The 19,168-nt window shown below is 72.9% G+C and carries 19 protein-coding genes and 2 pseudogenes; 12 read left to right on the forward strand and 9 right to left on the reverse strand.

Translation table 11 applies throughout. The features are described from left to right. Positions 1 to 37 precede the first annotated feature (37 nt). The 4 genes from D1369_RS37555 (at position 38) to D1369_RS37570 (ending at position 3,182) form a co-directional block, all read left to right on the forward strand. Positions 38 to 715, forward strand: coding sequence for an SgcJ/EcaC family oxidoreductase (locus D1369_RS37555; protein ID WP_007379994.1), 678 nt, complete (start codon positions 38 to 40; stop codon positions 713 to 715). Further along, positions 712 to 1,053 carry a YciI family protein gene (locus D1369_RS37560; RefSeq protein WP_007379993.1) on the forward strand — a complete coding sequence of 114 codons (342 nt, stop codon included), beginning with the start codon at positions 712 to 714 and terminating at the stop codon, positions 1,051 to 1,053. Before D1369_RS37555 ends, D1369_RS37560 begins: the two co-directional genes overlap by 4 nt. Next, on the forward strand, positions 1,050 to 2,279 hold the full coding sequence (locus tag D1369_RS37565) for an RNA polymerase sigma factor (protein WP_007379992.1): 1,230 nt from the start codon (positions 1,050 to 1,052) through the stop codon (positions 2,277 to 2,279). The genes D1369_RS37560 and D1369_RS37565 overlap by 4 nt, the downstream gene beginning before the upstream one ends. A 174-nt stretch (positions 2,280 to 2,453) precedes the next feature. Then, positions 2,454 to 3,182 (forward strand): class I SAM-dependent methyltransferase, encoded by a 729-nt coding sequence (locus D1369_RS37570; protein WP_007379991.1) that lies wholly within the window; start codon positions 2,454 to 2,456, stop codon positions 3,180 to 3,182. Positions 3,183 to 3,519: 337 nt separating this feature from the next. Here the strand turns inward: D1369_RS37570 and D1369_RS37580 are convergent, their stop codons facing one another. From D1369_RS37580 to D1369_RS37600, 5 genes are all read right to left on the reverse strand, one after another. After that, positions 3,520 to 4,686, reverse strand: a complete 1,167-nt coding sequence (locus D1369_RS37580) for an EstA family serine hydrolase (protein ID WP_007379990.1) — start codon at positions 4,684 to 4,686, stop codon at positions 3,520 to 3,522. Positions 4,687 to 4,787: 101 nt separating this feature from the next. Continuing rightward, positions 4,788 to 5,756, reverse strand: a complete 969-nt coding sequence (locus D1369_RS37585) for an acetylxylan esterase (protein ID WP_007379989.1) — start codon at positions 5,754 to 5,756, stop codon at positions 4,788 to 4,790. Positions 5,757 to 5,891: 135 nt separating this feature from the next. Beyond that, complete coding sequence (locus tag D1369_RS37590) at positions 5,892 to 6,473, reverse strand: DUF3592 domain-containing protein (protein ID WP_007379988.1); 582 nt, start codon at positions 6,471 to 6,473, stop codon at positions 5,892 to 5,894. Between the two features lie 133 nt (positions 6,474 to 6,606). Continuing rightward, complete coding sequence (locus D1369_RS37595) at positions 6,607 to 7,377, reverse strand: ferredoxin reductase (RefSeq protein WP_037898957.1); 771 nt, start codon at positions 7,375 to 7,377, stop codon at positions 6,607 to 6,609. Next, positions 7,370 to 7,975 carry a sulfite oxidase-like oxidoreductase gene (locus D1369_RS37600; protein ID WP_037903035.1) on the reverse strand — a complete coding sequence of 202 codons (606 nt, stop codon included), beginning with the start codon at positions 7,973 to 7,975 and terminating at the stop codon, positions 7,370 to 7,372. The genes D1369_RS37595 and D1369_RS37600 overlap by 8 nt, the downstream gene beginning before the upstream one ends. A 170-nt stretch (positions 7,976 to 8,145) precedes the next feature. Between D1369_RS37600 and D1369_RS37605 the strand changes: the two genes are divergently transcribed. Continuing rightward, positions 8,146 to 9,072: an NADP-dependent oxidoreductase gene (locus tag D1369_RS37605; RefSeq protein WP_037898955.1), complete on the forward strand. Its 927-nt coding sequence runs from the start codon at positions 8,146 to 8,148 to the stop codon at positions 9,070 to 9,072. Then, positions 9,069 to 9,779: a GNAT family N-acetyltransferase gene (locus D1369_RS37610; RefSeq protein ID WP_007379984.1), complete on the forward strand. Its 711-nt coding sequence runs from the start codon at positions 9,069 to 9,071 to the stop codon at positions 9,777 to 9,779. Before D1369_RS37605 ends, D1369_RS37610 begins: the two co-directional genes overlap by 4 nt. Here D1369_RS37610 and D1369_RS37615 read toward each other — a convergent pair. Further along, positions 9,776 to 10,213 carry a MarR family winged helix-turn-helix transcriptional regulator gene (locus tag D1369_RS37615; protein ID WP_037898954.1) on the reverse strand — a complete coding sequence of 146 codons (438 nt, stop codon included), beginning with the start codon at positions 10,211 to 10,213 and terminating at the stop codon, positions 9,776 to 9,778. The genes D1369_RS37610 and D1369_RS37615 overlap by 4 nt on opposite strands. 223 nt (positions 10,214 to 10,436) lie before the next feature. Between D1369_RS37615 and D1369_RS37620 the strand changes: the two genes are divergently transcribed. Further along, on the forward strand, positions 10,437 to 11,228 hold the full coding sequence (locus D1369_RS37620; RefSeq protein ID WP_007379982.1) for a putative protein N(5)-glutamine methyltransferase: 792 nt from the start codon (positions 10,437 to 10,439) through the stop codon (positions 11,226 to 11,228). Here D1369_RS37620 and D1369_RS37625 read toward each other — a convergent pair. Further along, positions 11,225 to 12,151, reverse strand: coding sequence for a LysR family transcriptional regulator (locus D1369_RS37625; RefSeq protein WP_118082890.1), 927 nt, complete (start codon positions 12,149 to 12,151; stop codon positions 11,225 to 11,227). The genes D1369_RS37620 and D1369_RS37625 overlap by 4 nt on opposite strands. A gap of 133 nt (positions 12,152 to 12,284) precedes the next feature. Here D1369_RS37625 and D1369_RS37630 point away from each other — a divergent pair, with 133 nt between their 5' ends. Continuing rightward, positions 12,285 to 13,532, forward strand: coding sequence for an MFS transporter (locus D1369_RS37630; RefSeq protein ID WP_162951047.1), 1,248 nt, complete (start codon positions 12,285 to 12,287; stop codon positions 13,530 to 13,532). A 167-nt stretch (positions 13,533 to 13,699) separates the two neighbouring features. Here the strand turns inward: D1369_RS37630 and D1369_RS37635 are convergent. Continuing rightward, positions 13,700 to 15,782 (reverse strand): annotated as a pseudogene (locus D1369_RS37635) (SpoIIE family protein phosphatase). A 260-nt stretch (positions 15,783 to 16,042) separates the two neighbouring features. Here D1369_RS37635 and D1369_RS37640 point away from each other — a divergent pair. The 4 genes and pseudogenes from D1369_RS37640 to D1369_RS37655 all read left to right on the forward strand — a co-directional run bounded on the left by D1369_RS37640 (position 16,043) and on the right by D1369_RS37655 (position 18,295). Next, entirely contained in the window at positions 16,043 to 16,918 is an 876-nt protein-coding gene (locus D1369_RS37640) for a hypothetical protein (protein ID WP_007379978.1), read from the forward strand. 77 nt (positions 16,919 to 16,995) lie between these two features. Next, positions 16,996 to 17,442: pseudogene (locus tag D1369_RS44205) on the forward strand (hypothetical protein); the annotation flags it as partial. A gap of 107 nt (positions 17,443 to 17,549) precedes the next feature. Continuing rightward, a complete protein-coding gene (locus tag D1369_RS37650) occupies positions 17,550 to 17,819 on the forward strand; it encodes a DUF3040 domain-containing protein (protein ID WP_118083174.1) in 270 nt (89 codons plus the stop codon). Between the two features lie 107 nt (positions 17,820 to 17,926). Then, positions 17,927 to 18,295: a hypothetical protein gene (locus D1369_RS37655; RefSeq protein WP_118082892.1), complete on the forward strand. Its 369-nt coding sequence runs from the start codon at positions 17,927 to 17,929 to the stop codon at positions 18,293 to 18,295. A gap of 73 nt (positions 18,296 to 18,368) precedes the next feature. Here the strand turns inward: D1369_RS37655 and D1369_RS37660 are convergent, their stop codons facing one another. After that, entirely contained in the window at positions 18,369 to 19,136 is a 768-nt protein-coding gene (locus D1369_RS37660) for an SDR family oxidoreductase (RefSeq protein WP_007379977.1), read from the reverse strand. Between the last annotated feature and the right edge of the window lie 32 nt (positions 19,137 to 19,168).

Here is a 19,168-nt window from a genome sequence, read left to right on the forward strand (position 1 = left end):
GCGGGGTGTAGGAAGCACATGAGGACCGGGAGGAACCATGAAGTACATGCTGCTCGTCTGCGGCGACGACACCAACGACGCCTCGGGCATGGCCCCCGTAGAACCCTGGGTCGAGGAGCTCGGTGACCATGGCGTACGGCTGCACGGGCACCGGCTCGCCCAGCCCGCCGACGCGGTCACCGTGCGGGTGCGCGGCGGCGAGGTGCTGCGTACCGACGGCCCGTTCGCGGAGACCAAGGAGTACGTCGCCGGCTTCGACGTCCTGGAGTGCGACAGCCTGGAAGAGGCCGTCGAGGCGGCCGCCAGGCACCCCGTGGCGACGATCGGAGCCCTGGAGGTGCGGCCGTTCTGGGAGGACGAGGACGCCGAGGGGCAGATCCGCCGCCTCGACGCCGAGCTGACGGAGGCGGCGCGCACCGGGGACGTCGAGCGAATGCTCGCCTGCTTCGCGCCGGACGCGGAGGTCGTGGTGGAGGGCCGGCACCACAGGGGTGCCGAGGCACTCCGCAAGGCCTTCGCGGAGACGTCCACCGGGCCGGTCGTCCGCGAGGTCCTGGAATTCCGGGTCCGTGTCGACGAGAGCATCGCCTTCGCCCACGCCCTCATCCGTACCGGCGACGCACTGCAGCGCGTCACCACCGGCTACCGCGACATCGGCCCCCGCTGGCTGATCGCGCACGAACACATCTCCCGCACCACCGAGGAGCGGTCATGAAGTACGTCCTGCTGATCTGCACCCCCGTCGGCGGCGAGGAACTCAGCCCCGCCGAGATCGCCGACGACCCCCGCTTCACCTCCTACATCGAGGAGGTCCGCAGCCGCGACCTGGTCAAGGGCGGAGCCCGGCTGCGCCCCGCCTCCGACGCCACCACCGTGCGCGTCCAGGGCGACGAGGTCCTGCTCACCGACGGCCCGTTCATCGAGTCCAAGGAGTACATCGCCGGAATCGACATCATCGAGGTCGCCGACCTGGACGAGGCGATCTCCCTCGCCTCCCGGCACCCGGCGGCGCTCGGGGGCGGCTCCGTGGAAGTACGGCCAGTGTGGGAGTGAGCGCCCAAGAGGCCGTTGCCGCCGCCTTCCGGGAGGAGTGGGGCCAGGTCGTCGCCACCCTGATCCGGGTGACCGGCGACTGGGACCTCGCCGAGGAGTGCGCGCAGGACGCCTTCGCCCAGGCCCTCGACCGGTGGCCGCGCGACGGCGTCCCGCGCCGCCCGGGCGCCTGGCTCACCACGACCGCCCGCCACCGGGCCATGGACGTACTGCGCCGGGAGGCGGTCGGCGAGCGGAAGATACGGGAGGCGGCCATGCTCACGGCACCCGAGGAGCCGTACGACGACAGCGGCGTCGAGGACGACCGGCTGCGGCTGATCTTCACCTGCTGCCACCCGGCGCTGCACATCGAGGCCCGCGTCGCCCTGACCCTGCGCACCCTCGCAGGACTGACCACGCCGGAGATCGCCCGCGCCTTCCTCGTCCCCGAGGCGACCATGGCGCAGCGCCTGGTGCGGGCCAAGAAGAAGATCCGCAACGCCGGCATCCCCTACCGCGTACCGCCCGCCCACCTGCTGCCCGAACGCACGACGGGCGTGCTCGGTGTGATCTACCTGCTGTTCAACGAGGGGTACGCGGCCACCTCGGGCGCCGATCTCGTACGACGGAACCTGTGCGCGGAGGCGATCCGGCTGGCCCGTGTCCTGGCCCGGCTCATGCCCGACGAGCCCGAGGCCCTCGGCCTGCTCGCGCTGCTTCTCCTGCACGACGCGCGCCGCGACACCCGGGTGGACGCGGCCGGCGAACTGGTGACCCTGGAGGACCAGGACCGCACGGCGTGGGACCGCGCGGAGGTCGACGAGGGCGCGGCCCTGCTGGAGACCGCGCTGCGTCGCGGCCGGCCGGGGCCGTACCAGATCCAGGCCGCCATCGCCGCCTGCCACACGACCGCCGCCACGGCCGCGGACACCGACTGGGCCGACATCGCCGCCCTGTACGGCGAGCTGGTCCGCTTCGTGCCCTCGGCCGTGGTCCGCCTCAACCGCGCGGTGGCCGTCGGCATGGCCCAGGGCCCCGACGCGGGGCTCGCCCTGGTCGCGGAACTGGAGCGGGAGGACGAGCTGAGCGGCTACCACCTGCTCCCCGCGACGCGCGCCGACCTGCTGCGCCGCAGCGGCCGTACGACCGAGGCGGCCCGGGCGTACGAGCGGGCTCTGGAGCTGGTGGAGAACGACGCCGAGCGGCACTTCCTCGAAAAGCGGCTCGCTGAGTGTCGATCCGCGTAGGAGGCGTGCGGACATCGCCGTCGACGGCGGCTCGCGGTGATCTCCGCGCCGTTCGCACAGGACGCCGCACCTCCCGCGCCGCCTCGGCCGACTCGTCGGGGAGAAAGAGTGGCCCAGGCTCGTGCTAGCGGGTCCACATGTCGCTCAAGTACGCGCTCCCCTAAGCTGACGCGGATGTTCAGCCCAGAAGGCCCCAGCCTCCGCGAACTCGCCGTCCAGGCGCTGTCGTCCGTCGAGCGCGGCTACGACCTGCTCGCCCCCAAGTTCGACCACACCCCCTTCCGTACGCCCGACTCGGTGCTGGACGCCGTCGCGTCCGCGCTGCGCCGGACGGGCTCCTTCGACGCGGGGCTCGACCTGTGCTGCGGCACCGGCGCCGGGGCCCGGGTGCTGACGCGGGTCTGCCGGGAGAGCGTGACCGGGGTCGACTTCAGCGCCGGGATGCTCGACGTGGCCCGCAGGCGGACCCGGTCGAGCGGGCCGCGCCTGTCCTGGGTGCGGGGAGATGCGCGTGCCCTCCCCTTCGCCCCCGCCTCCTTCGACCTCGTCGTGAGTTTCGGGGCCTTCGGCCACTTCCTGCCCCGCGAGCTGCCCGGCCTGTTCGCCCAGGCCCGCGAGGTGCTGCGACCGGGGGGCTGCTTCGCCTTCCCGATCGTCGCCCCGCCCCGGCCGTCTTCCCCCGCCTACTGGATGCTCCACGGGTTCGACGCCGTGATGCGGGTGCGCAACGCCCTGTGGCGACCGCCGTTCGTCATGTACTACCGGGCCTTCCGGCTCGGGGACGTGCGACGGGAACTGGAAGGGGCGGGATTTCGGGTGGAGCTGCACGCCCTGCCCGAGTTCGGTGTGCGCCGGGACGGCAGTCCGCGCGTCCGGATGGTCGTGGCGAGGCGCCCGGTCTAGTCGGTCCGGATCCCCAACCGATCACGGGGCGCGGATCGCCCCCTGTGGCGGTCCCGGCAGGGGGCGCACGGCGGTCATGTCGCCGCCGTCGCCCTGGCGGCCGGGCCACCAGGACGGCCTTCCGGTCGTCGCCGGGTCGGCCTTGTTCGGCTCCGGACGCCCGGCACGTCGTGCCCTTCGCTCGGCAGGGGAGGTCCGGCCCGCCACCGCTGAGCGGCCGCTGTGTACGCCGTCTGGCGCAGCCCGCGCCCCGTGCCCAGTGCGGAACTCACCGTCCACTTCACCGACGCCCTCGACGAGAGCGCGGGTGACGGCTGGACCCTCGTACGGATCAGGGTCAGAGGGCGCTGTACAGCGCCTCGATCAGCGCCGTCTTCCGCGGGTCGTCGGCGATGTGCGGCCCCATCCGGTTCATCACATAGCCCAGCGCGATCCCCGTCTCCGGATCGGCCAGCCCGCACGACCCGCCGAAGCCGTCGTGACCGAAGGCCCGCGGATTGGGCCCGTAGGAGCCGTTCGGCCCGCTGAGCCACAGGCCGAGCCCGAGCTCCGTCTCGCTGTCGAGCCCCGCGCCGAGCACCAGGTCACGGCACCTGCCCTGGCTCTCGCGGACCCGCTCGGCCGCCTCGGGGGACAGGACGCGGTGGCCGTCGTGGGAACCGCGGCCCGCGAAGATGCCGTACAGCGCGGCGACGGCCCGGGCGGTGCCGTGGCCGTTCGCGGCGGGGATCTCGGCGGCCCGCCACTCGGGCGTGTTCGCCTCCGCGGCGCCCGCCACGGGGTTGGTCAGGGCGGCGATCGCGGCGGGTGCCAACTGGGCGAAGACCGCGGCCTGTTCGCTCGTCGACACGGCCGGCGGATGCACCAGCTCGGCGGCCCGCCCGGCCTCCTTCTCCGGCAGGCCGATGGTGAAGTCGATGCCGAGCGGCCCGGTCACCTCCCGCTCCAGGAAGGCGCCCGGCAGCAGCCCCGAGACCCGCCGGACGACCTCCCCGACCAGGAAGCCGTACGTGAACGCGTGGTACCCGGACACCGTGCCCGGCTCCCACCAGGGCTCCGTCGCCGCGAGCCGGCGAGTCGTCAGCTCCCAATCGAAGAGCTCGGCGAGGGTGTGCGGCTCGCGCAGCCCGGACAGCCCGGCCCGGTGCGACAGCAGGTGCCGTACCAGGACCTTCTCCTTGCCCGCCGCGGCGAACTCCGGCCAGTACGCGGCCACCGGGGCGTCGAGGTCGAGCAGGCCCCGGTCGGCGAGGATGTGGGCGCACAGGGCCGTCGGGCCCTTCGTGGTCGACCACACGTTGACCAGTGTGTCGCGCTGCCAGGGACGGGTGCGGGCCGCGTCGGCCCAGCCGCCCCACAGGTCCACGACCGTTTCGCCGTCCACCGTGACGCTCACCGCGGCACCCAGCTCGGCACGGTCTTGGAAGTTCTCCTCGAACGCCGTCCGCACGGCCGCGAAGCGCTCGTCGCAGTGGCCGTGGACAGCCGGCCGGTTCTCGGACATGGGCCCTCCGTCGTCGCCGGAAGCCCGGACCGCGACACTGCGACCCGGGGTCCCGCGAACATACCGACTGGTCGGGCTGGAAGGAAGGTTCCCGGCGGGACTCAGGCGTACGAGCGCAGCCAGCGCAGCTTCGCCGCCTCTTGGTAGGGGCCGCCGCCCTCGTGGTCGTTGAAGTCGTAGACCTCGATCGCCTTGTCGTCGTGGCCCCAGGCGTTGAAGGCCGCGAACACCGTGGAGGGCGGGCAGGTCTGGTCCTCCAGAGCCGCCGAGAAGAGCGCCGGGGTGCGGGCGCGGCTCGCGAAGTGCACTCCGTCGAAGTAGGCGAGGGTGCCGAGGACGTCCTCGAAGCGGCCGCGGTGCGTCTTGAGGTAGAGGCCGATCTCCCGGTACGGGTGACGGTCCGTCATGGTCGCCGCGCGCGGGTAGTCGCACAGGAACGGCACGTCCGGGGCGACCGCCGCCAGGTCCGGCACCAGACCGCCGACCGCGATCGAGATGCCCCCGCCCTGGCTGCCGCCGAGGACGACCGTACGCGCCGGGTCGGTCAGCGGGTGCGAACGAGCCGCCTCCACCGCACGCACGCCGTCGGTGAACACCCGGCGGTAGTAGTAGTTCTCGGGGGCGTCGATGCCCCGGGTCATGAACCCGGGATACGCGGGCGCGCCGGCCACCGGGTCTGCGGTGCCACCGCCGCCGCCCCAGGCGCTGCCCTGACCGCGGGTGTCCATCACGAAGTGCGCCCGGCCCGTCGACGCCCATAGCAGATGCTCGTGCGGCAGACCGCGGCCGCCGCCGTAGCCGATGAACTCCACGACCACCGGTATGGGGGCGGAGACCTCGGCGGGAATCGTGAACCAGCCCTTGACCGGGTGGCCGCCGAACCCGGCGAACGTCACGTCGTACACCTTCACCGTGGACAGACCCGTGTCGACGAGCTCGAAGCGGGCGTCGAGGTCGTGCTCGCGGGCCTCCTGAAGGGTCTTGGACCAGAACGCGTCGAAGTCCTCGGGCTCCGTGGACTCGCTGCGGTACTCGCGCAATTCGTCGATGGGGAGGTCGAACAGGGCCATGCAGGACCGCCTTAGCGAAGGGACAGTGCCGGATGATCACACCGTACGTGCGAGGTAGGACGAATCGCCAGGCCTTCGGGGTCGGTCGGCCGGGAGGGAGAGGGGTGGACCGCCTACGGTCCTCGGCCGACGTCGTCAGGCCCGGCGGCGGGTCCACTGCGGTTCGGTGAGCGCCCAGTCCCGTTCCCACTCGGCGAGCCGGTGTCGGCCCGCCACCCCGCGGACGAGGGAGTGGCCGAGGAGGATCACCGCGATCGTGGCGCCCGCGCCACAGGCGCCCATCACCAGGGTGTGCTGCCAGATCGCGGTCTCGTCCGGGGGCGGGGCCACGCTCCGGCCCCGGGAGTCGAACCACACGTCGACCTTCTCGCCCTGGTCGGTACCCGCCGGCACGCGGGCCGTGGCGGTCTTCGTGGCCCCGGCGTCCGTCCAGCGCACGGTCACCCGGTAGGAGCGCTCCCGGCCGCCCTGGACCGAGGGCGGCGAGTCCGGGACCCTGCCGACGACCTCCGCACGGATCCGGTGGCGTTCGGAGCGCTGCTCGGCCGCCACCGCACGGGCGTCGTCATGCGCCCACCAGCCCACGACCGCGCCGACCAGCGGGGCACCCAGCACCATCAGCACGGCGACGGCCAGCATCGTCCATGCCTCGACGACGTCCGACCGGCGCCTGAGCGGATTGCGCCGCCAGCGCCAGCCGCGCACCCGGGATCCCATGTCGACCTCCGCACCACCCACCCCTGCGAGTGGTCACACAGATGTAGTACCCCTCCATCCGCGTCGTGCACGTGCGGGGCCGGCGCAGACGCAATCTTCGCGCATGCGCATCAGGCACGCGGGCGCACGACCGTCAGCCGAAGCGTTCGATCCGGATGCGGTCCACCGGCTGACCGGCCTCCACCAGCAGCCGCGAGGCATGCTCGGCGAACGCGTTGGAACCACACACATAGGCCTCCCACCCACCCTCGGGCTGATCGGCCAGGAGTGGCGCCACATGTGCGGTCGACATACGTCCCACGGGCACCCCGTCCGGGGCACTCCGCGTGAACACGGGGGTCGTCTCGGCGCCGAGCTCCCGCGCGTAGATCAGCTCCTCGGGACCGCGCGCCGACACCAGCAGCCGCAGCGGAACGGACAGCCCGCGCGCCCGGTGGTGGCGCACCATCGACATCAGCGGTACGACCCCGGAACCGGCCCCGACCAGCAGCGCGGGCCGGTCACCGGGCCAGGCGAAGAAACCGCTCAGCGGCCCCCGCACCTCGACCTGGTCACCGGGTTCGGCCACCGTGTGGAACCAGCCCGAGACCTCACCGCCCTCGACATGATCCAGGGTCAGCTCGATGTGCCCCGAGTCCTCCGGCGGCGACGCGATCGAGTAGTGGCGCTGGGCCGTGTAGCCGTCCTCGGCGGTCAGCCGCAACATCAGATGCTGGCCGGGCAGATGCCCCTGCCAGGCGGGCACCGCGAAGCGGAACGTGGACACGTACGGCGTCTCGCGGCGGACCTCGGTGAGCGTGGCGGTCTGCCACACCGCGGCGGTCCGGTTGCTGACGGCGATACGCCCCGGCACCGCGAACCGCGTGACGGGAGCGAAGGCGGGGGAGGAGAGCGCCTCAGTCACCGGAGTACCTCTGCTCCTCCCACGGGTTGCCCCGCGCGTGATAGCCGTTTTGCTCCCAGAAACCCGGCTCGTCGTGGTCGAGCAGGGTCAGCCCCGCGACCCACTTGGCGCTCTTCCAGAAGTACAGATGCGGCACCAGCAGCCGCGCCGGCCCCCCGTGTTCGGCGGGCAGGGGCTTCCCGTCGTACTCCCACACGATCCAGGCCTGCCCCCCGGTCAGGTCCGCGAGCGGCAGGTTCGTGGTGTACCCGGTGTGCGAGTAGGCGACGGCATGGGTGGCGGACCCATGTGGCCGCGCCACAGCCAGAAACGCGTCCAGCGACACCCCCGCGAACCGCACCCCGAACTTCGACCAGCTCGTCACGCAGTGGATGTCACCCTCGTAGGCCGACGCGGGCAGCGCGTGCGCCTCGTCCCAGTCCCAGGTGTGCGGTTGTTCGACCAGCCCGTCCACCCGGAACGTCCAGTCGGCCGGCGACAGGTCCGGCGTGACCTCCGCGGAGAGGACGGGCCAGTCGTCGCCCGCGTCGTACTGGCCAGGTGGCAGTCCGGTGTTGTTCACACGGGGGCGCCCGGTGAAGCCTCGGGTGACGTTCATGCTTCCACCGTACGTGGTCTTCACGCGTGCTCCTTCCCAGGTCAGTGCCCCGATCATTGCGGCCGTATGAACACTGGGCGGGACCGGGAATAGCTGCCGCGCGCCGATCATTGGCGCTGGAGTGCCGGGGCCGGTGTCCCGGGGGGAGCGCGAGGAGAGCGAGGAAGCAGATGCCCAAGGCGTACGTCTTCACGCGGTACGGCGGACCGGAGACCGAGGCGTTCGTGGACGTGGACCGGCCGAGTCCCGGACCGGGCCAACTCCTGGTGGCCGTCCGCGCGGCGGGCGTGAACCCCGTCGACTGGAAGCAGCGCACGGGCTTCCGGCGCCCCGGCGAGCACGAGGAGCGGGTCTTCCCCGTCGTGTTCGGCAACGAGGTCTCCGGTGTCGTCGAGGAGGTCGGGGAGGGCGTCGAGGGGTTCGCCGTCGGGGACGAGGTCTTCGGTACCGCGCTGGCCGGTGGCTACACCGAGTACACCCTGGTGCCGGTCGCCATCGCCGCGCACAAGCCGGTGGAGCTGCCCCACACGGTGGCCGCCACCCTGCCCGTCGCCGCCGCCACCGCGTACGACGGCGTCCGCCAGCTCGATCTGCCCTCGGGCGCCACGCTGCTGGTGACCGGCGCGGGCGGCGGCGTAGGCGCTGCGGCCGTACAGATCGCCCGCGCCTTCGGCCTGCGCGCGATCGGCATCGCGAGCGAGGGCAAGAAGGACCTCGTCGAGTCGCTCGGCGCCGTCCACGTCGCTTCCGGTCCCGGCTGGGCCGAGCGGGCCCGGGCGGCCGCGCCGGACGGCATCGACGGGGTGTACGACCTCGTCGGCGGTGAAGTGCTCACCGCATCCGCCGAGTTGCTCACCGACCGGACGAAACTGATCACCGCCGGGGCCTCCGAGGAGGACGTGCGGCGGCTGGGCGGCGCACGCGTGGCGCGGGCCCGCAACGCGGCCGTACTGGAGGAGGTCGCGCGGCTCGTGCTCGAGGGGAACCTGGACCCGCACATCACCGGAACCTTTCCCCTCGACAGGGCGGGCGACGCGCTGCGCAGGGTCGAGGAAGGCCACGCCCGCGGCAAGACGGTCATCGAGGTCGCCCGATGACCGCCGGCACACCGCACGTCCTCGACAACCCGGCTCTCGCGTCCCTGACCGGCCCGCACGCCCACTTCGCCGAGAAGCGCGGCCGGGTCCTGCGCTACCCCGTCGACGTCTCGCCCTGGCTGGCCCTTCCCGACGAACCCGACGCCGGTGACTGGGCCGACCTCGCCGCGCTCGCGGGGGCCGGCGCGGAGGTGCCGCTGCCGGGCTACGCGGGCCCGGTGCCCGCGGGCTGGGAGGTCACCTTCCATGTCGAGGGCGTGCAGTTCGTGGACGACGGTCTCGCCGCCGCACCCGACCCGGAGGCGGTCCGCCTCTGCCCCGCCGACGTGCCCGAGATCCTCGACCTGATCGCCCGCACCCAACCCGGACCCTTCCTGCCCCGCACCATCGAGATGGGCACCTACCTGGGCATCCGCCGGGAAGGCGCCCTCGTCGCGATGGCGGGGGAGCGGCTGCACCCGCCGGGCTGGACCGAGATCAGCGCGGTCTGCACCGACCCCGCCGTCCGCGGCCAGGGCCTCGCGACCCGGCTGGTCCACGCTGTCGCCCACGGCATACGGCAGCGCGGTGAGACGCCGTTCCTGCACACCGCCGCCGGGAACACCCATGCCATCCGGCTGTACGAGTCCCTCGGCTTCCGGCTCCGGCGCACCACCGCCTTCCTCGCCGCCCGGGTACCCGAGCGGTTGCCGGAGGGGGTCTTCTAGGCTCCCTCGGCCGGACCGGGCCAGTCGTTGTAGCGCACGAGGTACCCGGCGAACCGCTCCAGGTCCTCCTGCGACCACTCCGCGAGCCGTTCGCCGACGGCCGCGCGGCGGCTCACGGTGACCTGGCCCAGGATGCGCCGGCCGGCCGCGGTCAGATGCAGCACCTGGACCCGGTGGTCCTCCGGGTCCTGGCGCCGCTCGACGAGGCCGGCCCGCTCCAGAGCGGTGACCTGGCGGCTCACCGTGGACTTGTCCAGGGCGTAGTGGGCGGCCAGGTCGGTGGCGCGGCAGCCGTCGCGCTCCTCCAGGTGCCCGAGGAGCGTGTACGACACCAGCGACAGCTCGGGATGCAGGCGGCCCGCCGAGGCCCGGGCCCGTCGCGCGAAGACCGTCATCTCGCGCTGGATCGTCTCCACGGCCGTCGCTGCTTCCACCGGACCTCCCTCTCGGTACTGGTTGCAGAGTACAACTCCCGGCGTCCTGGGGTAGGGTGGCCCTCCGGCTGAGGGCAGTCCCAGCCGTGACAGACCGAGGAGGTGAGACCCATCAACGCTGTGTCAGATCGGGTGCTCTCTCCTCGAACCGGCGCGGATCACCGCTCGTAGGCCCAGGTGACCGCGGGAGCGCCCTTCGGCTCTCGAAAGGCTCTCGGCTTCCATGCCTTCACTTTCTCCTCGCCTCACCTCTCCCGACTCCGTCGTCGCCGCCCTGCGCAGCGCGGGCTGCGTCTTCGCCGAGGACGAGGCCCGGCTGATCCTCGCCGCCGCCCGTACCCCGGACGAACTCGCCGACATGGTCGACCGCCGGGTCGTCGGGCACCCCCTCGAACTCGTCGTCGGCTGGGCCGAGTTCCGGGGACTGCGGGTCACCGTGTCTCCAGGCGTCTTCGTGCCGCGGCGGCGCACCGAGTTCCTCGTCGACCAGGCCCTCGCTCTGGCGCCGGGCGCCTCCGTCGTCGTGGACCTGTGCTGTGGCTCGGGTGCGGTCGGTGCCGCGCTCGCCGCCGCGCTGGGCCCGGTCGAACTGCACTCCGCCGACATCGACCCGGCCGCGGTGGACTGCGCCCGCCGCAACACCGCCGACGCGGGCGGCCAGGTCCACACCGGCGACCTCTTCGAGGCCCTCCCCGCCGGCCTGCGCGGGCGGGTCGACATCCTCGCGGCCAACGTCCCCTACGTGCCCACCGAAGAGGTCGCCCTCCTGCCCACCGAGGCCCGCGACCACGAGCCCCTGGTCGCCCTCGACGGCGGCACGGACGGCCTGGACGTCCTGCGCCGGGTCGCGGCCGAGGCCCCGCAGTGGCTCGCCCCGGGCGGCCGCCTCCTCGTCGAGACCAGCGAACGCCAGGCCCCCGCCGCCGTCGACGCCTTCACCCGCAGCGGCCTGACCTCCCGCCTGGCGGTCTCGGAGGAGCTGTACGCCCACGTCGTGATCGGCACCAGGGACTAGGCCCAGACCGGTGCCCATGTCCCCGCGCCCGGCGCTTCCGGCCGGGTGGCGTGCAGGTGGGCCCGGAGGGCGGCAAGGGCCGGGTGGGAGTTGTCGGAGCGCCAGATCAGGGAGTGGGGGTAGACCGGGGTGGGCCCGTGGACCGGGATGCGGCGCAGGTCCTGGTCGGACGGCCAGACCAGACGGGTGAGCTCGCCGACGAGGGTCGCCAGGGCCGGGGCGTCGGCGATGGTGTCGAGAAGGGGGTCGGTGCCGAAGTCGGGTCCTGTGACCTCGATGGTGAGACCGAAGGCGGCGGCGAGATCGTCGTAGTACGTGCCCCACTCGGTTCCGGTGACCAGGCCGGGCATCCAGATGCGGTGCCCGGCCAGTTCGGACAGTGTCACCGAGCGGGCTCCCGCGAGCGCGTGGCCGGGGCCGGTGAGCAGTTGGACCGGCTCGTCGTAGACCCGCACGGACTCGATGTCGTCGGCCGACTGCCCCGGGGAGTGCGGGACGGCGCGGAAGGAGGCGTCGATCGTGCCGGACCGGAGCGCGGTGAGGGCCGCGTCGGCGTCGAAGAGGGTGACCACGTCGAGCTCGATGCCGGGGTGCGTGCGGTGGAAGGCGCGCAGCAGTTCCGCGGGGGCGAGCCGGCGGCCGATCACGTCGACGCGCAGCGCTCGGCTGCCCGGCCGGACCGAGGCGGCCGCGCGTTCCGCGGCCCGGAGGAGTTCGCGGGCGTGCGGCAGGAACGCCTGTCCGTCGATGGTCAGCCGGGCGCCGCGCGGCGCCCGGGTGAACAGCCGTGCCCCGAGGTCCCTCTCCAGCGCGGCCACCCGCTTCGACACGGCCTGCTGGGTGACCGCCAGCCGGTGGGCGGCCTCCTGGAACCGCCCCGCGTCCGCCACGGCGACGAAGGTGCGTACGGCGTCGAGATCCATGCGGGAAGCCTAGGCCGTCCGGGCACAACCCCGGGTTGTGGCCGGTCGGGCCCCTGGTTGTTTGATCGGCGGGCCCGGCACTCGGTTGGATGGCGTCGGTCAACGCGGGGTTGTCGGCGAGGAGGGTTCGAACGTGGACGGGAGACGGTCGCTGGGGCGGCGGTTCGGATGGCTGTGGGCGGCCTACGCGGTCAGTGCGTTCGGCACCTCGCTGTCGTTCGGCGCCTTCCCGTTGATCGCCGTCCTGGTGCTGCACGCCGGCCCCGCCGCGGTGTCCGCGCTGGCGGCCGCGGGGCTCGCGGTCGGGGCGGCGGTGGCGGTGCCGCTCGGGCCCTGGGTGGAGTTCCGTCGTAAGCGACCGGTGATGGTCGCGATGGACCTCGTCCGGTTCGCCGCCCTGCTGAGCGTCCCCGCCGCCTACGCGCTCGGTGCGCTCACCTTCGTCCAGCTCCTGGCGGTGTCGGTGGTCGTCGCCGCGGCCGACATCACTTTCTCCGCCGCTTCCGGGGCCTTCCTGAAGTCCCTCGTCGACCGGGACGACCTGCTCGTCGCCAACGGGCGGTTCGAGGCCACGAACTGGACCACCATCGTGATCGGGCCTCCCCTCGGCGGGGCCGCCATCGGTGCCTTCGGTCCCGTGACGACCCTGCTGGCCGACGCCGTCAGCTATCTCCTGTCGGCGCTGGGGATCCGCGCGATCGGAGGCGGCGAACCACGGCCCGAGCCCGCCGGAGCGGCGAAGGGCTCCCTCCTGGAGGGCTGGCGCCACATCCTGGCCAGTCCCGTCCTGCGCCCCCTGTTCTTCAACACGGTCCTCGTCAACGCCCTGATCATGGTGCCGGTGCCGCTGCTGACCGTCCTCATGCTGGGTCCGCTGGGCTTCGCCCCCTGGCAGTACGCGCTCGCCTTCTCGGTGCCCTGCCTCGGCGGTCTGCTCGGCTCGCGGATCGCGCGCCCCCTGGTCACCCGGTACGGACAGCACCGCGTGCTGATGACCTCGGGTGTCCTGCGCGCGTGCTGGCCCCTCGGCCTGGCCTTCGTCGGCCCCGGAACGGCCGGACTGCTGCTCGTCATGACCGTCGAACTCGGGGTGATCACCTCCTGCGCCGTCTTCAACCCGGTGTTCTCCACCCACCGGCTGGAGATGACGCCGACGGACCGGGTGGTGCGCACCCTCTCCGCCTGGTCGGTGACCGGCAAGCTGACCACCGCTGCCCTGACCGCCCTGTGGGGCCTCCTGGCCACCCTCACCGGAACCCGTGCGGCGATCGCGCTCGCCGGTCTCCTGCTGCTGGCCACCCCGCTCCTGCTGCCCCGCCGGTCCGCCGCCGTGCCCGCCGTCGGCCAGGACGCGCTGCCCTCGTCCGCAGGGTCCCCGTGATGCCGACCGGCCGGGCCGGGCCGCTCTCTGGTGCACTCTGGTGCTCTCGACGCCGAGGGCCGACTTGCGTGACGCCGTCGCCGTCGCCGTCGCTGTCCATGGGGTCGGCGGTCGTCCGACCTTTGCCGGCTCCGCTCGACTCCTTGCCGGACCGCGGCGCACGTCCTTCAGGTCGCCTGCGACTGCACCCGCGCGATCAGCAGCGCCACGTCGTCGGAGTTGTCCGGCTGGTGCAGTGTGCGCAGCAGCAGGTCGCAGATCTCCTCCAGCGGCCCGTCGGGGGTGTCGAGCAGGTCGAGGAGTGCGTCCAGGCGCTCGTCGAGCGGATGCTGGCGGGTCTCGACGAGACCGTCCGTGTACAGGACGAGACGGTCACCGGGTGCGAGGTCGACGGTGGTGGTGGAGAAGGCGACACCGCCCACGCCCAGCGGCGCCCCCGTGGGCAGTTCGAGCAGTTCGGGGGGGACGGCCGGGGCGCAGCCGCACCGGAGGCAGGTGCCCGGCGTTGGCGATCCGGCACTGCCCGAGGCCCGGATCGTGCACGGCGTACACGCAGGTGGCGATGGAGTGGTCCAGGTCCTCGGTGATCCGGTCGAGGTGTTCGAGGAGCTTGGCCGGGTCCAGGTCGAGGGAGGCCAGGGTGTTGGTCGCGGTGCGCAGCCGGCCCATGGTCGCGGCGGCGTTGATGCCGCTGCCCATCACATCGCCCACGACCAGCGCGGTCTTGCCCTCGCCGAGCGGGATGACGTCGAACCAGTCGCCGCCGACCTCGGCGGTGGCGCCCGCGGGCTGGTAGCGGGAGGCGACCTCCAGGCCGCCGGTCACCGCCGGATGGCTGGGCAGCAGGCTGCGCTGGAGGGTGAGAGCGGTGTTGCGGGCGTCCTGGTACCAGCGGGCGTTGTCGATCTGCACCGCCGCGCGGGCCGCCAGCTCCCGGGCCAGCAGCAGGTCGTCCTCGCCGAAGGGCTCCGGATTGTGGACGCGCTTGAGGTCGAGGGCGCCGAGCACCTCGCCGCGCGCGATCAGCGGCACGGCGAGGTAGGAGTGCACTCCGGCTCTGGCCAGCAGGGCGGCCGCCTCCGGTGAGCGGGCGATGCGGACCAGGTCCTCGGGCCCGACCTGCGCCACCAGGACCGAGGTCCCCGTGCGCACGCACTCGGTGACCAGGCGCTCGGGGGCGTACCGGGCGACCTGCCCGGGCGGGTCGGCCGCGCCCAGGGCGTCCGGGGCACCGGCCGCCTCGACGGCCAGGGGACGCATCACGGCGGGCTCGGTGGGCCGCAGGGTGCTCGGCCTGCCCTGTACCACCGCCTCCAGCAGGTCCACGGCCGCCACGTCCGCGAGCTCCGGCACCGCCACGTCGGCCAGCTCGCGGGCGGTGCGGTCCAGGTCGAGGGTGGTGCCGATGCGGGCCGAGGCGTCCGCGACGAGCGCGAGGCGGCGCCGGGCCGTCTCGGCCTCCACCGTCGCCAGATGCTGCTCGGTGACGTCCAGCACCGAACCCGCCACCCCCAGGACGGTGCCCAGCGCGTCCTCCAGGCGGTACAGCGAGACCGACCAGGCGTGGTCCGTGTCGGGATCCGCGGGCGTACGGCCGACCGTGTGCTGGTCCACCAGTGGCTTGCCGGTGCGCAGCACCTCGCGGGCGGCGGCCTCGAAGGCGGCCACGTCGAGATGCGGCAGCACCTCGCCGATCTTCCGCCCGACGTGCTCCTCGGCCGGCACGCCGTTCATCAGTTCCAGAGCCGGGTTCACCGAGACGTACCGCAGCTCGGTGTCCAGCACGGCCAGCCCGATCGGGGACTGGGAGATCATCCGGGTCGACAGCGCCACGTCCCGCTCCAGGCGGCGCACGGTCGACTGGTCGGCGCACAACCCGAGCGCGTAGACGTCACCGCGGTCGTCCAGCAGCCGCATGTTGCGGAACTCCACCAGCTTGGTGGCGCCGTCCTTACGCCGGACGGGGAAGGCGCCGGCCCAGCTCTGGCCGGTCTCCATGACGTCCGCGAACAGCTTGACGACCAGGTCGGAGTGCTGCTCGTGGATCATCAGGTGGGCCGCGTACTGCCCCAGCGCCTCCCGCGCGCCGTAGCCGAACAGTTCCTCTGCTTGCGGGCTCCACAGCACGATGTGGCCCTTGGCGTCCAGCACCACCGAGGCCATGCCCAACTCGTCGAGCAGCCCGCTCGGCCGCACCGCCCCGCGCGGGGGCTCTCCGCCCTCGGAGGTGGGTATTCCGGCTGCACCCATTGCACGAACCGCCTTAGACCGTCCTCGCGGCACGCCGTAGCCCTGTGCCGACTCCCCTTGTTCTACCGCGTTCAACCGCCTCCGTGACCACGCGGTCGTGTTCTTCCACCATCCCTCAACACGAGGGGGCGCGTCCGGTGGAATGCGCCGGGGTGACGAAAGCCGCTTGTTCCTTCGATTGGCCTGTACATGACCGTAGTGGGGCGCCAGACTGTCCGCCGACCACCTCACCCCCGCTCCAGGAGTCTCAGGAGTTCTCCATGCCCCTGCGCGCCAGACAGCGTTGTCACGCGCTGCTCGCCGCCCTCGTCGCCCTCATCGCGACGGCCGTCCTGGCCGCCGCACCGTCGGCCTCCGCCGCCGACACCTGGACGGAGGCCGGTTCCGACCGCGCCGACCCGCTCACCGAGAGCCAGGGCCTCACCTCGGTCGAGGTTCCCGCCGGAGCCGCCAACCGGTACACCGGCATCGGCACCATCCCCATCGGCGTCTCCACCCGCGGCTGGAACCACGTGGGCGACCCCGACGCCTCCTACGACGGCCACTACATCGAGCCCTACCAGGCGGACTCCGGCACCGCGAAGATGTACCGCGTGCAGGCGCCGAACGGGACCTGGTCCGAGTACGTCCACGCGCTCAGCCCGGGCGAGGCGCTCAACAACTCCTGGGTCGCCGTCTCGCCCGACGGACAGTGGATGCTCTCCGGTGAGTGGGGCACCATGACCCGCTTCCTGGTCTTTCCCACGCCCGGCGTCAACGCCAGCACCTCGCCCTCGGCGAATCTTCCCCAGGCGGCCACCGTCACCCTCGACCACGCCGTCCGGGACGTACAGGGCTGCGACTTCCTGAGCGCCACCCAGCTGCTCTGCTCCTCGGACGACCCGGCGGGCACGCTCTTCGGCTACACCAAACCGCTCCTCCAGATCGACCTGACCGCCGCCCCGACCGGATCGGCGAACGTCACCGGGCATGTCACGGCACTGCGTCAACTGCCCCTCAGGAGCGGGTGCTCCGGCACGTTCGAGGCGGAGGGCATCGACTACGACCGCCGTACCGGAACCCTGCGGGTGATCGTCGTCTCACCCGGCTTCTGCGTCCTGACGGACAGCAAGACGTACCGCTTCACCAGGAGTTGAGCCCCTGACGGGCGGGTGCCGGCCCTTCGCGAAAGGAGGGTCGGCACCGATGGCGGGGAGACACAACCTGTACGACGTTCGAGATGCTCTCCGCGCTCGGCCTGGTGCTGTTGCTGTTCTACCTGGGCCTGGAGTTCCACGTCGACGACCTGAGCACCGGCGGCAGGCGCCTGCTCGCGGCGGGCGGCACCCACGCCCTGGCGAACGTCGGCGCCGGTCTCGGCTTCGGGTTCCTGCTGGTGTCGGCCGCCGCCTGGTACGGCACGCGCTGCGCGACGCCTTCGCCGCGATCTCCTTCTCCGCCTACGGACTGTCCATCGACCCCGGAGTCGTCACGTCCGTCGCCGCCCTGCTCGTCGCGCGCCCCGCCTCTACGGCTACGGTGCCCAGCCCGCCGCCGACATCGCGACCACCTGGTGGCCCGCGGCGCACGTCTGGCGCCGTTCATCGCCGGGTATGTCCTTGTTCTGGCCGTACTCGGCCCCGTGGCCGCGGAGCGGGCCCAGCTGCCGGCCCGGGCCCTGGGGTCCCGTCGTCGTACCCGGACACCCGGGGACGACACCGCACCGGCGCCGGTCCCGTCGCGGTCGGGGCGGACGCCGAACGGTACGGGCCGTGTGAAGGAGGAGTCATGCGCCAGCCCGACGACGAGCACCTGGTCGATCTCGCGGCACGGCTGGAGCGCGACGACCCACGGTTCGCCTGTGCGTTGGGATCGGGCCGCCCCGCTCGGCCCCGCGAATACCGGCGCGCCGGGGCCTGGGGGACCCTGGCCGTCGCCCTGGCGCTCCTCGCCGCGGGCATGGCACTGCCCGAGGGCCTTCTCGTGGCCCTGGGCCTGGTGCTCGCCGGAATCGCCGTACCCCTGTTCGACCCGCACCGGGACCGTCCGCGGCGCTGAACACCCTCGCCGGTAGTGCTCCGGGAAAGGTGGTGCTTTTCTGGGGGTGTGGTGCGGCTTGCTGGGAACCCGGCGGTCCGGTCATCGCCACGAGAGGAGCGACCACGATGGATCGTGAGCAAGAGCACGAGGAATCCGTCTCCCTGGAGATCAGCGGATGCAGCGCGGAGGACGCGCGGATCGTCTTCGACACGCTGAACACCTGCTTCGAGTCGGACCGGGGAGCCGACGACGTGCCGCAGCAGTTGCACGAGTCGCGCCCGATGGTGTGGATGGGGACCTTCGAAGTGACCGAGGCGCGGTCGTGTCCGCCGCCTGCCCGGCTGTCGGCCTCCGTGGAGGCCGATGCGCAGGGCGGGTACTGGGCCATCGAGAGGCTTCGCGAGACCTTGGACTCCATGTTCACGGTGAAGGATCTCGCGTCCGCTTCGGGGGACCAGGAGCGGGAACTGCATGTGAGGCTCGAGAGTCGGTGACGGTCCGCGGTGCCGTCGTGGCCGGTCGCGCGGATCCCGCGCCCTCGCGGGCGTGCGACCGGCCACCCGGTGATCAGCCCTGCCGCACCGGGACCACCACCATCTCGGCGACGTTGACGTTCGGCGGAGCCGCCACCGCGAAGGCGATGGCTTCCGCGATGTCCGTCGCGGCCAGGGGCGTCAGGCCGGTTCGCATACGGGACAGGGACGCCCGGGTCTCGGCGTCCCGCATGTCGGCTCCCAGCTCGGTCGTGGCGACCCCGGGCTCGATGTTCTTCACGCGGACACCGCGCGGACCGAGCTCGGCGCGCAGATTGCGCGTGAGGTGGGCGACGGCCGCCTTGGTGGCGCAGTAGACGGACCAGTCGGGGAAGAGGAGATGCCCGCCCACGGAACCGACGTGGACGAGGTCGGCCGGACCGCCGCGGGAGGCCGCCGCGAGGAGATCGTCGGTGAAGGCGCGGGACGTGTGCAGCAGACCGCGCAGGTTGACGTCGATCATGCGATCCCACTCGTCGGCCTCCGCGCGCTCGAAGGGGGCGCCCAGCATGACGCCGGCGTTGGCCACGACCAGGTCGACGGTGCCGAGCGTCCCGGTGACGGCGCCGGCCGCCCGCGTGACCGCCGAGGCGTCGGTCAGGTCCACGGCGACGGGCAGGACCGTACCGGTGGCGGAGGAGCGCAGTTCGTCCGCCAGCGTCTTGAGGCGGTCCTCGCGGCGGCCCAGCAGCGCGACGCTCGCACCGGCGGCGGTGAGGCTCCGGGCCGTGGCCGCGCCGATCCCGCTGGTGGCACCGGTGACGACCGCGACGCGGTGGGTGAGGTTCCAGGTGTGGGTCATGCCGTCGACGATGCGGCCCGTCCAGGACGGTG

Origin of the sequence: Streptomyces sp. CC0208 (assembly GCF_003443735.1) — a bacterium.
In the GTDB taxonomy this organism is placed as follows: domain Bacteria; phylum Actinomycetota; class Actinomycetes; order Streptomycetales; family Streptomycetaceae; genus Streptomyces; species Streptomyces sviceus.

What these genes read in the sequence shown, in the direction of transcription:
- D1369_RS37560 (WP_007379993.1), top strand. Translation starts at nt 712, where the DNA reads ATGAAGTACGTCCTGCTGATCTGCACCCCCGTCGGCGGCGAGGAACTC.
- D1369_RS37625 (WP_118082890.1), bottom strand. Translation starts at nt 12,151, where the DNA reads ATGGATCTCGACGCCGTACGCACCTTCGTCGCCGTGGCGGACGCGGGG.
- D1369_RS37610 (WP_007379984.1), top strand. Translation starts at nt 9,069, where the DNA reads ATGACCGCCGGCACACCGCACGTCCTCGACAACCCGGCTCTCGCGTCC.
- D1369_RS37590 (WP_007379988.1), bottom strand. Translation starts at nt 6,473, where the DNA reads ATGGGATCCCGGGTGCGCGGCTGGCGCTGGCGGCGCAATCCGCTCAGG.
- D1369_RS37570 (WP_007379991.1), top strand. Translation starts at nt 2,454, where the DNA reads ATGTTCAGCCCAGAAGGCCCCAGCCTCCGCGAACTCGCCGTCCAGGCG.
- D1369_RS37580 (WP_007379990.1), bottom strand. Translation starts at nt 4,686, where the DNA reads ATGTCCGAGAACCGGCCGGCTGTCCACGGCCACTGCGACGAGCGCTTC.
- D1369_RS37585 (WP_007379989.1), bottom strand. Translation starts at nt 5,756, where the DNA reads ATGGCCCTGTTCGACCTCCCCATCGACGAATTGCGCGAGTACCGCAGC.
- D1369_RS37620 (WP_007379982.1), top strand. Translation starts at nt 10,437, where the DNA reads ATGCCTTCACTTTCTCCTCGCCTCACCTCTCCCGACTCCGTCGTCGCC.
- D1369_RS37555 (WP_007379994.1), top strand. Translation starts at nt 38, where the DNA reads ATGAAGTACATGCTGCTCGTCTGCGGCGACGACACCAACGACGCCTCG.
- D1369_RS37655 (WP_118082892.1), top strand. Translation starts at nt 17,927, where the DNA reads ATGGATCGTGAGCAAGAGCACGAGGAATCCGTCTCCCTGGAGATCAGC.
- D1369_RS37605 (WP_037898955.1), top strand. Translation starts at nt 8,146, where the DNA reads ATGCCCAAGGCGTACGTCTTCACGCGGTACGGCGGACCGGAGACCGAG.
- D1369_RS37600 (WP_037903035.1), bottom strand. Translation starts at nt 7,975, where the DNA reads ATGAACGTCACCCGAGGCTTCACCGGGCGCCCCCGTGTGAACAACACC.
- D1369_RS37650 (WP_118083174.1), top strand. Translation starts at nt 17,550, where the DNA reads ATGCGCCAGCCCGACGACGAGCACCTGGTCGATCTCGCGGCACGGCTG.
- D1369_RS37660 (WP_007379977.1), bottom strand. Translation starts at nt 19,136, where the DNA reads ATGACCCACACCTGGAACCTCACCCACCGCGTCGCGGTCGTCACCGGT.
- D1369_RS37640 (WP_007379978.1), top strand. Translation starts at nt 16,043, where the DNA reads ATGCCCCTGCGCGCCAGACAGCGTTGTCACGCGCTGCTCGCCGCCCTC.